Consider the following 12,091-nt stretch of genomic DNA (forward strand, 5'->3'; position numbering starts at 1 on the left):
TATACCCATCGACTGTCATCTTCATGCGTCAGTCGATCATGGCAATAAAATCCGGTCTTTTTTTCGAGAGATCAGACGCGTCGCTTTTAGGATCGCCATCGGTAACGATTGCCGCTTCCGGTAAGCAAGGTAACGTCCTTCCCATTTCGGATCGTATTTCTCTTTGTATCTTCGCAGACCGGTGAAACTATACATGTAGCGAATATTATTGAAGACATCTGCCGCCACACGTTCTTGCCAGAAGGACGTCTCATCCTCACCGACGGACGAGAGTGGCGCCATCCCCATGTTGAATGTCCGGTATCCTTCTTCCTTCGCATACTCGAACAGTCGGATGAACATCGCATCCATGATCCCGTTCGGTCCGTCTGGTCGAAAACGCATCAGGTCAATCGACAGGACCCCGTCTTGGTAAGCAGGCATGAATGTCATGAATCCGATCAACCGCCCTTCGGCTTCACGCATGATACCGATTGGTGCCTGGTTTAAGTAAGGTTCGTGGAAGTAACCGAGCGAGAAACCTTTTTCAGATTTATCACCTAACCATTCATCCGAGACCTCTTGCAGTTCTGCTAACAGCGGATTTGAGAAAGGTGGCTCGACCACTTCGAACGTCATCCCTTCGCGTTCAAAGCGATTTTTAATCGAGCGAAGTCCAGCCCGTTTTTTTCCTGATACGGTGAAAGACGGAATATCGACGATCGCCTCTTCTCCAAGTTTAAAGAAGTTGAATCCAAAATCATGATACAGCGACATGTTTTGCGCTTGAATTTGATAGATGTTCGGAATGTATCCGAGATCTTCGACGCGCCGCAGGAACGAGGCGATGACTTGTGAATGCTCCTTTGGATCGCCACTTGGATCACCGAGCACCATAATTCGATTACCGGTCTGACTGAACTGGATGAACGAACGACCCGTTTCGGAAAAGAAGAAGCGCTTATCTCCAAGAAACGCCAAATGGCTCAAATAATTGCCACCCTGTTCGCGTAATACCGTTTCGATTTTTTCAGCATCGAAACGCTCCCCGAGTACCGGTTGATTAAAGGTATTGAACAAGCGGATGAAGACGAGGACATAAACGAGCGTAAAGATAGAGGCACTCGCTGCAAACATGAAAATTTCGTGTGCCGGATATACTTTTGTTCCATCTGCTGATCCGAGCGTATAGAAGGCATATCCGAAAAAGACGAATCCGCCAATGTACAATAGACCAGCAAATGCAACACGAATGAAGCGTGACGTCGTAATGAGTGTTCGTTCCCGATGAAACGCATTGCGAGACATCAATAACAGAGCAAGAACGATGACGACAGCAAGGAACGAGATTAAGTTGAATCCACGAAGAGCCATCCCGACCAAGGCGAAGAATGATGCGCCATACATCATATACAACGACCGTTTCGTTCGACGATAAAGTGCCGTCGATAGGAGGACAAACAATAAGCCGCCCATCAAGAAGAAACTATTCGCGAGCAAAAGCGCTTCGTGTGGTAATTTAGATTCCAAATATTCATACTGCGTTGAGACCGGCGGTAAAATCGCTAGTCCCCAAATCGTGATACCGGCAACGAGCGTGATCAACGCTAAAGTAAAGTGGCGAATCTTACTAAGGAATCGTAATTGCAAACGCCAAATGACGCCTCCGACTTCAACCGACGGACCGACGATTGGTTTGTCTTCGATCATCTTGACGACTGGACCACTAAACTCTCGTGCTGAGAAGACGACACCGATCAAGAACGGAATCAAGTAGTAGACAAGACGGTAGATCAATAATCCTGTCAAAACGATGCCTTCTTCAACTCCGGCACGTTGCATGCCAATCAAAAAAACTAAGTCGAACGAACCGAATCCGCCGGGTACCATCGAAATCAATCCGGCTGTCGCAGCGATGATGAAGACACCGATGACTTTTGCAAAACTGACATCCGTTCCAAGTGCCGCCAAAATGAGATAAACGACGACACCAGCACTGAACCATTCCGCTAATGAAACGAGCGAGTATAGAGCGATTGATTTTGGATGAATACTGCTGCTACCACGTCGAAACGAGAACAAAAGATAGAGCGGGAAGAATAAGGCAACACCGATGATGACGGGCCACAACCATTTCTTCATTTCAAGCACTTCAAACGCTGGGAAGATGTGTAGGAGTGACAAAGTCGACAGAATCGACAAGCCGCTAATTAATGTCGGTGCCATCCAGCCGATTGCTTTTAACAAACGTCCACCTTCGACGAATGGTCGGTACAGAGCAGACCGGATTGCCATTCCCGCAAGACCACCGAAACCAATGATCCCGTTAAAGGAGTTTGCAATCCAGGACGCCCGGAAAATCAGTCCGACCGGTGCTTTTGCTTCTAGCGAGCGCAACAGGAAGAAGTCATAAAAGAACATCGTCGAGACTGCTGCGAGACCTGAAAGAATCAACAGGATGAACTGCCAAGACGGCACTTGACGGATGGCTTGAATCGATTCCTTCAGAGACAGACTTCGCAATTCGTTTTGTCCTTGATAAAAAATGAATCCAATCAAGACAATCGGCAAGATGATTTTCGCAATCGTCATGATTCGTTGTTTTGAGAATTTCAAGTTGCCAGCCTCCTTGACTTACGGATTAAGTACATTAAACGAACAAGCAAGAGTGTTGCTCCGACTGCAAGACCGATGATCAATCCCCACCAGTAGCCGTCTGGTCCGAGCGCTGTGTAGCGTTCGAGATAAAAACCTAATGGTAGTCCGATGACCCAGTAGGCTGCGATCGTCAACAAGAAAGTAACGTTAACGTCCTTAAATCCGCGTAGTGCACCTTGCGTTGGTGCAGCGACGGCATCCGACAGTTGGAAGAAAATCGCGAGAATCATGAAGTGTGCGGCTGCTTCGATGACTTGTGGATCTCGACTATATAACGCCGCCAGTTCTTCATTTTTTAAATACAACAAGATACCGGAGAATAAGGAGACTGCGACACAAATCGTTAACCCGATAACAACGTACTGAACCGCGTCCTTGATTCGTTTGGCTCCGACCTCAAAACCGACTGTGATTGTCAACGCAGACGCAGCGGATAATGGGATCATATAGACGAAAGAAGCGAAGTTGATCGCGGCTTGATAGGCACCGATGATGACATCACCATATGCTCCAAGCAACAAGGTGACAGCTGAAAAAATACTGACCTCTGAAAAAATTGCGAGACCGATTGGTGCACCAAGTAGAATCAATTCCTTGATCCGCTTTATGTCCGGACGGTAAAAACGACGGAGAATGCCAAGACGTTGGAATAACTCTCCTTTCATCACGACAGCGATGATCGCTAAACAGAGAATCCAGTATGTGATGGCAGTCGCAACTCCTGCACCGACACCACCTAGTTCCGGAAAACCGAAGTTTCCGAAGATGAATAGATAATTGAAAAGGATGTTAATGGGTAAAGAGATTAGTAGTAAGACCATCGTGATGTTCGATTTCCCCAACGAATCGACAAGTGTTCGTAAGACAAAGAAAACGAACATCGGCACGATTCCTAACGCTAGCATCACGAGATAATTCCGTGCGACTTCACGTGCTTCTGCCGATAACTCCATCCGTTCGAGAATGGGATTGACGGCGAGGAGTCCGATGACGACTGTCAACCCAATGATCACGATAGCGACATACAATGCCTGCATGACGATCCGTTTGACTTCTCGTTCTCGTTTTGCGCCCATCGCTTGAGAAACGAGCGGTGCAACAGCAAGTAGAATACCGGTCAGTCCTGTGTAGACGGGCGCCCAGAGGCTTGCTCCGACACCGACTCCCGCTAAATCAGCAGAGCCATAACGACCGGCCATGACTGTATCGAAAAAACTAATTAAGTAAAACGCGACTTGCGTTACGAGAATCGGAAAGAAGATTTTCATGAACTGTTTCATCTTTCCTGAGAACGTAACTGTTTCTAACATGTTTCCACCACATTTCAGGAGGAGTCCTCCTTAATTTTAAAACGTATCATTCTTGAACTCTTACGAAAATAATCCGAGGAGGGATTCATCTCATGAACCATCGAGATACTGAAAAGTTGACCTTTGAGCTACTCGAGACGTGGTCTACCTTCAATCATTATGCCAAAGAGGCACAAACATTCGAAAATCCGGAAGACGTTCATCAAGCCCGGATTCGCTTACGAAAACTGATCACATTCGCTCGATTGGTCGATTTAACGGAGGAACCCGTCTATTTGATTTGGAAGCGTCTAATGCATGCCTTCGGTGAAGTGCGTGATCTCGACGTACAACTCGAAGCAACTTCGAAAAAAACGGAAATCGATCAGTTGTTTGCGAACCATGTCGCTCTGCAACTCCAGGGCAAGCGTTCGACCTTGATCGAGACGATGCATCTCTTGATCTCAAATGAACTGGATCGATCCGTCCGTCGATTTTTAGCGAGCCCGATGACGAAACGGCTCAAGCGGATGTCCGAAAAAGAACTGATTCATGCTGCGGAGAAACGCTATGAAAAAAAACGTGAACAATTTGAAAAAGTACAACACAAGGATGGTACGAAGCGTGTCGAACGAATGCATGAGTTACGGCTCGCGACGAAAGCATACCGTTATACGGTCGAGTACCTCCGTCCCTATACGAATCAACCAAAGTCTGCTGTCGATCGTCTAAAAACAACCCAGACACGACTCGGACAGATCAATGACACGTATCAACGCTTAGAAAGATGGCGGTCATTTGAGGTTCCGACTGCTTATCAAGAAGAGCGGTTACGTCAGATCAAGCGCTTAGAGGACGAGTTGCGTACCTCTCTTGATCAAGTCGAAATCGCTCATGGATGACGTTGAACGAGCAGTTCAAGCATCTTCGTACCCGCAATCGAATTGCCTTTTGCATCAAGAGAAGGACCAAACACACCGATTCCAAGATCAGCCATATCAAAATCACTTCGACCACAAGCAACGACCGCACCGGAGACACCACTTTTTCCAGGAAGTCCGACTTGGACAGAAAATTCTCCGGATGCATCGTACATGCCACACGTCGTCATGATCGCTCGGATGATCCGCGCGTTACGACGCGAGATGACTTGTCGTCCGGATGGCGTCTTGCCAGATGTACTCAAAATTTTACCCATCATAGCAAGTCCTTTACAGTTCGTCAAAATCGCACATTGTTTTGTGTAGACGTCGATGATTTCTTCAACATTTCCTTCGATGACACCGTGATAGCGCATGAAGTAGAGTAATGCCCGATTTAAATCCGTCGTTTCAAATTCTGATTCAGCAACATCTGCGTCATATTTTACCATTTCTACTTCAATATCCAATAGTTTTGCGATAAATTGACGTAATTGAAGTAATTTATCGGCAGCATCCGTTCCCGGTAACATGCTCGTTACGGCTAGTGCTCCTGCATTGATCATTGGATTGAGCGGTTTTGTCGGAATCGTCTCTTCAAGTTTCGCGATCGAATTGAACGCATCGCCCGTCGGTTCCATCCCGACTTTTGAAAAGACATAATCTTCTCCGAATGTCTCGAGGACAAATGCGAGCGTAATGATTTTCGATACACTCTGTAGTGTAAACATCGTATCCGCATCACCTGCCGAAACGAACGTCCCATCGGCATTACAGACGGCGATTCCAAGTTGTGTCGGATCAACCTTCGCAAGCTCTGGAATATAACTGGCGACTTGTCCAAGCACCGTATACGGACGGCATTCTTCAATCAACTCCTCGAGTTGGGCTTGTGTAACATTCATGGCGTTCCCTCTTTCTCTTTTTTTCTAGCTTATCACGCATCTGACGAATACGGATATGGTTCTTCCGTAAACGCTAAAAGGAGTCGACTCGTTTCAGCCGAGTCGACTCCTTTTTTCTAGCATCTGCTTTATCCGTGTACGACGAGTTCACCGTCTTCTACGTCAATCGCAATCCGGGCACCATCTTGAATCGCCCCACTGATCAAGGCACGGGCAAGTTTCGTCTCAATCGTCCGTTGCATATAACGATTGATTGGACGCGCGCCGTATTGTGGTTCAAATGCCTCTTCGAAAATCAACGTCTTCGCAGCATCCGTGACATCAATCGTAATACCACGTCCGGATAAACGTGAACTCATTTTCTCAACCGCTTTGTCGATGATCCGTTCAATTTCTGTCCGGTGAAGTGGATGGAACAAAATCGTATCATCGATCCGGTTCAAGAACTCTGGTCGGAAGTGACGCTTCAGTTCTTGGCGAACGGCTTCTTCTTCCGCTGCATCAATGACGCCATCTTTGGCTGCTTCGAGCAGAATTGGTGCGCCAATGTTTGATGTCATGATGACGATCGTGTTCTTGAAGTCGACGACACGTCCTTGGGCATCCGTCAAACGACCATCGTCAAGCAACTGTAGCAAGATATTAAAGACGTCGCCGTGAGCCTTTTCGATCTCATCGAACAAGAGTACCGAATATGGGCTCCGTCGGACAGCTTCTGTCAGTTGACCGCCTTCTTCATATCCGACGTATCCTGGAGGCGCACCGACAAGACGAGAGACATTGTGTTTTTCCATATACTCCGACATATCGATCCGAACGATATGGTCTTCACTGTCGAACATCGCCGCTGCTAAGGCTTTTGCGAGTTCTGTCTTCCCGACCCCTGTCGGACCGAGGAATAAGAACGAGCCAATCGGGCGATTCGGATCCTTGATTCCCGCGCGCGCGCGAATGACAGCGTCCGCAACAAGACGGACCGCTTCGTCTTGCCCAAAGACACGCTCATGAAGCGTATCCTCGAGATAGAGCAATTTTTCCCGTTCGCCTTGCGCAAGACGCGTCACCGGAATACCGGTCCATTTGGAAACGATATCGGAGATCTCTTCTTCCGTCACTGCCTCGCGTACGAGCTCATGTGAGATGTGTTCAGATGATTCTTCCGCGACTTTCAGACGTGCCTCAAGATCTGGAATTTGACCGTACTTGATTTCCGAAGCGCGGTTCAAATCATAACGCCCTTCCGCTTCTTGTAACGCTAGTTTTGCCTTCTCAAGATCCGCACGTAACTGCTGAACACTTTGCGAACTCTCTTTTTCTCGTTCCCACCGTGTCCGTAGTGCGCTTTCATCTTCTCGGACAGAGCTGAGTTCTTGCTGTAAGACGGCAAGTCGTTTTCGGGATGCCTCATCTGTTTCCTTCTTCAATGCTGCCTCTTCGATCTCGAGCTGCATGACCCGACGGACAAGCGAATCGAGTTCGGCTGGCATTGATTCCATATCCGTCCGAATCATCGCGCATGCTTCATCAACGAGATCGATCGCCTTATCCGGCATGAAACGATCCGTAATGTACCGATCGGACAACATCGCTGCCGCGACAAGCGCATTGTCATGGATTCGTACACCATGGTGAATCTCGAAACGTTCTTTTAGTCCACGCAAAATCGAGATCGTATCCTCGACATCCGGTTCAGCGACCAGTACTTGTTGGAAACGTCGTTCGAGCGCTGGATCCTTTTCGATGTACTTCCGGTACTCGTCAAGCGTCGTCGCACCGATACAGTGCAATTCACCACGCGCAAGCATCGGCTTGAGCATGTTTCCAGCGTCCATCGCTCCGTCTGTTTTCCCAGCACCGACGATTGTGTGTAATTCATCGATGAATAAGAGGATTTGGCCTTCGGCTTCTTTGACTTCATTCAAGACTGCTTGCAAACGTTCTTCGAACTCACCCCGGTATTTCGCACCAGCGACGAGGGCACTCATGTCTAAGCTGAACAGCTGTTTATTCTTCAGACTTTCCGGCACATCGCCTCGAACGATCCGTTGTGCTAACCCTTCAACGATGGCGGTTTTCCCGACACCGGGTTCTCCGATCAAGACGGGATTATTTTTCGTCTTCCGACTCAAAATCCGAATGACACGTCGAATCTCATCATCACGACCGATGACCGGATCCGTTTTCCCAGAGCGGAAATCCGCTACGAGATCGCGTCCGTATTTTTTTAGGACATCAAACGTCTCTTCTGGATTTTTCGTCGTGACCTTCCGATTTCCCCGCATGTTGACGATTGCTTCCCGCAGGGTCTCTTCCGTGATGCCTTGACGGCGTAGATACTGCGCTGTTGGACTCGATTGTTTGATCAGTGACAATAACAAGTGTTCGACAGAGACATAATCGTCCTGCATGAGACGGGCTTCCGTCTCCGCTTCCGTCAATACGTTCAGCAACGAGCTACCAATCCGTGGCGTCGTTGCCTGTGATAAGGCAGGAAGTTTCCCAATTGCCTCGTCAATCGCTGCATTCAACGTATCAATTCGTTGATTTAGCTTTTCAAAAACGACCCGTGCGATTCCCTCTTCTTGAGCAAGTAAGGCAAGTAGCAAATGCCACTCTGTGATTTCACTGTGACGACGTTGTTTCGCAATCGCTTGGGCAGAGACGATTCCCTCATGTGCCCGATCCGTTAAACGTTCAAAATCCATCCTTGATCACTCCTTCACTGCAAGTTGACGTTCCCACTCTTCATAAAAGGCGCGGTCCATCTCCGGTAACTTCACTTCGAGTTGGACAAGTAATGCCCCACGATGACCATTTGATTGACTCAAACCACGATTTGGAATGCGTAATCGCGCCCCTGGCTTTGTTCCTGGTTTGACCTTCAGTTTGATTCGTTTTGCTTCAAGCGTATCTGCGACGACTTCTCCTCCGAGTACAAGTGTCGTCGGATGAACACGGACGGTTGAGATGACGTCTTGATCGACCCTTCGGAACTGATCATCATCCTTCAGATGAATCGTCACGTAAACATCTCCGGCAACACCTTGCCGGTTACGCATCGAACTTTTTCCACGTAATCGTACTTTTTTACCGTCATAGACGTCTTTTGGAAGGGTCAGTTGAATCGAACCGGTCGCAAGACGTACCGTAACTTTTTCATTTGTACTGAGATGACTCAGTGGTATCGTCAATTCAAGCTCTTCATCCGTTGAAGCCTCTTCCTGACTGAAGAACGAACCGAACATGTCTTCAAATCCGAACGATTGACCAGGTCGTGTCCGTCCACCACCGCCTCCAAATTGTCGGAATAGATCTTCGTAATCTCCAGCGCCACCGGCTCCAGCACCTGCCATCTGATCGAAGTTACTGCCATACCGATCGTACTTTGCTCGTTTTTCCTCGTCTCCAAGCACATCGAAGGCTTCTTGGATATCCTTAAAACGCTGATCCGCACTCGCTTCTTTATTGACGTCTGGGTGATATTGCTTCGCCAATTTGCGGTACGCACGCTTAATATCTTGATTTGATGCATCCTTTGCGACACCGAGTGTTTGGTAGTAATCTTTTGCCATTCGAATTCACTTCCTTTTCCTATGCTTCATTACCTTAATTATAAAAGTCAGGTCTTAATTGGTCAAATATAGTCAAACTTTTTTCTGACATTCTGTTCTCTTTTCACTTTACGTCCTTGCGACAAACAAGTTTCACCGACTGAACCATGTTATACTGATACCCAAACAGGAAATGAACGATGGGAGGATCTACAGATGGATGGCAAAACACGCAAAAATATCACACCTGGTCTTAAAGTCAGTATCGTGTTGAAGCAAGATCAACGAACAGGGAAACGAACAGAGGGGATCGTCAAAGATCTTCTTACGAAATCACCGCAACATCCGCACGGGATTAAAGTACGCTTAGAAGACGGACAAGTCGGTCGTGTGCAAGAAATTTTAGGTTAAGCAGAACAACAATCGCTCGTCTTGAGTCCTTTTCGGAATCAAGACGAGCGATTGTTTCATACTTCAGTAGCTTGTTCTAAATACCGCCATGTTGCTTCGACGAGAATACGCGCCGCGTCGAGCATCGCCGGCTCCTTAAAATCAAACTGTGGATGATGATGCGGTGGATACGAAGCATCCCCGGCTCCTGTAAAGAAGAACGCGCCCGGTACGTGTTGCAGATAGTAAGCGAAGTCCTCGCCCCCCATCGTTGGTTCGATTTCGAACACATGATCGTCCCCTAATACATCACGCGCAACGGACTCAATCAATGCGGTGGGTGCAGCATGGTTAACGACAGCCGGATATCCTTTTTCGTACGTAAACTGATACGTCGCTCCGACCGCCTCACAGATCCCTTTGATCGTACGCTCCATCCGCTCAATGATCTCATCCGCTGTCGCTTCATTAAATGTCCGGACTGTTCCTGTCAACGTCGCTTGATCCGCGATGACATTAAACGTATTTCCGGCATGTAACGTTCCGACGGTTACGACTGCCGGCTCGAGTGGATTGAGTTGGCGACTGACAATCGATTGTAATTCCTTAACGATCGTTGCTCCGAGTAAGACAGCGTCAATCGTCTCGTGTGGTTTCGCACCGTGTCCACCTTTTCCAAACAAAGTCAGCTCGAACTTATCAGCTGCCGCCATGATCGGACCAGTCCGAACACCTACATGTCCTAAATCGATCGTTGACCAAAGATGCGTTCCGAAGACGATATCGACGCCTTCGAGACAACCGTCGGCAATCATATCACGCGCCCCACCTGGAACGACTTCCTCCGCATGTTGATGAATCAAGACGACATTCCCCGGTAACGATTCCTGTTGCTGCATCAATATCTCTGCGACGGCGAGTAACGTCGCTGTGTGACCATCGTGACCGCATGCATGCATCACACCTGGAACCGTCGAGCGATACGCAACATCTTTTCCATCCGTAATCGGTAACGCATCAAAATCAGCGCGTAACGCGACGGTCTTCCCTGGTTTTCCCCCACGAATATATCCGACGACACCACGTCCGCCAACCTCTGTCTTGACCTCGACTCCAAGTGCTTCTAAATGTTGGGCAATATAGCGAGGTGTCTCGACTTCTTGAAACGATAACTCTGGATGCTGATGGAGATAGCGACGTCGCTCGACCATCTCCGGATACAACGCGTCTAGTCCAGCTGTTCGTTCTGACATATATGTATCCCCCTTATTTCTTTTGATGCAATGTCTTGACGCTCTCCCGTGTATATTGAAGACGTTCGAGTGTGTCTTCATAATGTCCCGCAGCATACGATAAGAACAAGACATCGATCGCAAACAATTGGGCAAGTCGTGAGCTGAGCGCTGCACTACGAAGCGGTGCTTCCGGTGCACGTGACGTCCAAAGGGCGATATCCGCTAGTTGACTGATTCGGTTGTCCCCGAAACGTGTCAGACTGATGACTTTTAATCCTTGGATTTTTGCCAAACGAATCAACTCGACGACTTCTTCCGTTTCCCCACTGTAGGAAATCGCAAAAAAGACATCTTCCGGACGCGCATTCGCTAAGATGGTCGCAAGCAGATGCTGATCTGTTTCTTGAATCGCTAGTTTTCCGACACGCGTCCATTTTTGAGCGGCATCTTCTGCAACGACATGTGATGCTCCGATTCCGTAAAAATAAATCGCCCGTGCTTGATCGATGACATCAATCGCATCGGCAATCCGTTCATCATTTAGTTGCTTCGCTGTATCCTGTAAGGCTTGAATGCTGTTACTCAGCGTTTTTTCAATCAAGTCAACCGGACGTTCATCCTTTTCGATGTCATGATAGCCTTTTAGATCCGTCCGTGCCGTATCAGCAGAAATACGCATCCGCAGTTCTGGATATCCCTTTAATCCGAGCGCACGGCAGAAGCGGACGACTGCAGCGGCACTTGTATCCGACTCCTCTGCGAGTTGGTGGATCGTCATACGCGCGATTTGGTTCATATGCGTCAATACATAGTCTGCAACTTTTCGTGAGGACGATGGTAGTTCCTCTCGAACTGCACCGATTTGTGAATAGATACCGCCTTTCATCTAAATCTCCCCTTTATCATCTTCTTTTTTAAAAGAACTGACGATTCATCAATTACCGCGTCGTCCCTGTATATAGAACTGTTCTTCTTCCATTATGCTCTCTCCTACTGACTTTCGTAAATCTAAAAAATGGGAAAGTAAAATAAAATTCCATCCTTCTTCCATATTCCTCCTTCCCCATTCATCTATTTTTCTCTTAATAGCGTTTATCATACAAAAAAAGCGACATTCCTCTAAACGAGAAATGTCGCTTCGTAAAGTTGATAGAGACTAGCAAA

The 12,091-nt window shown here is 47.7% G+C and carries 9 protein-coding genes; 2 read left to right on the forward strand and 7 right to left on the reverse strand.

From position 1 onward, the window contains the following. Positions 1-36 precede the first annotated feature (36 nt). Together mprF and ACV3PA_RS16175 are read right to left on the reverse strand one after the other, a co-directional pair. Positions 37-2,595 (reverse strand): bifunctional lysylphosphatidylglycerol flippase/synthetase MprF, encoded by a 2,559-nt coding sequence (gene mprF / locus ACV3PA_RS16170; protein ID WP_456125235.1) that lies wholly within the window; start codon positions 2,593-2,595, stop codon positions 37-39. After that, the gene (locus ACV3PA_RS16175; protein ID WP_456125236.1) at positions 2,592-3,947 is read right to left on the reverse strand and encodes an MATE family efflux transporter; all 1,356 of its coding nucleotides are present in this window, start codon (positions 3,945-3,947) and stop codon (positions 2,592-2,594) included. The genes mprF and ACV3PA_RS16175 overlap by 4 nt, the downstream gene beginning before the upstream one ends. Positions 3,948-4,039: 92 nt before the next feature. Between ACV3PA_RS16175 and ACV3PA_RS16180 the strand changes: the two genes are divergently transcribed. Further along, positions 4,040-4,828: a CHAD domain-containing protein gene (locus ACV3PA_RS16180; RefSeq protein ID WP_456125237.1), complete on the forward strand. Its 789-nt coding sequence runs from the start codon at positions 4,040-4,042 to the stop codon at positions 4,826-4,828. On the opposite strand, the gene glsA is transcribed toward ACV3PA_RS16180, so the two are convergent. From glsA to ACV3PA_RS16195, 3 genes are all read right to left on the reverse strand, one after another. Next, positions 4,819-5,751 (reverse strand): glutaminase A, encoded by a 933-nt coding sequence (gene glsA / locus ACV3PA_RS16185; RefSeq protein WP_023467099.1) that lies wholly within the window; start codon positions 5,749-5,751, stop codon positions 4,819-4,821. The genes ACV3PA_RS16180 and glsA overlap by 10 nt on opposite strands. Before the next feature lie 128 nt (positions 5,752-5,879). After that, the gene (gene clpB, locus ACV3PA_RS16190) at positions 5,880-8,456 is read right to left on the reverse strand and encodes an ATP-dependent chaperone ClpB (protein WP_456125238.1); all 2,577 of its coding nucleotides are present in this window, start codon (positions 8,454-8,456) and stop codon (positions 5,880-5,882) included. Positions 8,457-8,462: 6 nt separating this feature from the next. Continuing rightward, the gene (locus tag ACV3PA_RS16195) at positions 8,463-9,323 is read right to left on the reverse strand and encodes a DnaJ C-terminal domain-containing protein (protein WP_456125239.1); all 861 of its coding nucleotides are present in this window, start codon (positions 9,321-9,323) and stop codon (positions 8,463-8,465) included. A gap of 195 nt (positions 9,324-9,518) precedes the next feature. Between ACV3PA_RS16195 and ACV3PA_RS16200 the strand changes: the two genes are divergently transcribed. Continuing rightward, positions 9,519-9,713 (forward strand): YwbE family protein, encoded by a 195-nt coding sequence (locus tag ACV3PA_RS16200; RefSeq protein WP_023467094.1) that lies wholly within the window; start codon positions 9,519-9,521, stop codon positions 9,711-9,713. A 56-nt stretch (positions 9,714-9,769) separates the two neighbouring features. Here ACV3PA_RS16200 and ACV3PA_RS16205 read toward each other — a convergent pair whose 3' ends face one another. Continuing rightward, a complete protein-coding gene (locus ACV3PA_RS16205) occupies positions 9,770-10,945 on the reverse strand; it encodes a M20 metallopeptidase family protein (protein WP_456125240.1) in 1,176 nt (391 codons plus the stop codon). Positions 10,946-10,958: 13 nt separating this feature from the next. Beyond that, complete coding sequence (locus ACV3PA_RS16210; RefSeq protein ID WP_029340757.1) at positions 10,959-11,813, reverse strand: MurR/RpiR family transcriptional regulator; 855 nt, start codon at positions 11,811-11,813, stop codon at positions 10,959-10,961. Positions 11,814-12,091: the final 278 nt, after the last annotated feature.

The sequence above is a fragment of the Exiguobacterium sp. EA-TM-5 genome (genome assembly GCF_053878415.1).

Coding starts and splice junctions, on each gene's coding strand:
- clpB (WP_456125238.1), bottom strand. CDS start 8,456: ATGGATTTTGAACGTTTAACGGATCGGGCACATGAGGGAATCGTCTCT.
- ACV3PA_RS16210 (WP_029340757.1), bottom strand. CDS start 11,813: ATGAAAGGCGGTATCTATTCACAAATCGGTGCAGTTCGAGAGGAACTA.
- ACV3PA_RS16205 (WP_456125240.1), bottom strand. CDS start 10,945: ATGTCAGAACGAACAGCTGGACTAGACGCGTTGTATCCGGAGATGGTC.
- ACV3PA_RS16175 (WP_456125236.1), bottom strand. CDS start 3,947: ATGTTAGAAACAGTTACGTTCTCAGGAAAGATGAAACAGTTCATGAAA.
- ACV3PA_RS16180 (WP_456125237.1), top strand. CDS start 4,040: ATGAACCATCGAGATACTGAAAAGTTGACCTTTGAGCTACTCGAGACG.
- ACV3PA_RS16195 (WP_456125239.1), bottom strand. CDS start 9,323: ATGGCAAAAGATTACTACCAAACACTCGGTGTCGCAAAGGATGCATCA.
- ACV3PA_RS16200 (WP_023467094.1), top strand. CDS start 9,519: ATGGATGGCAAAACACGCAAAAATATCACACCTGGTCTTAAAGTCAGT.
- glsA (WP_023467099.1), bottom strand. CDS start 5,751: ATGAATGTTACACAAGCCCAACTCGAGGAGTTGATTGAAGAATGCCGT.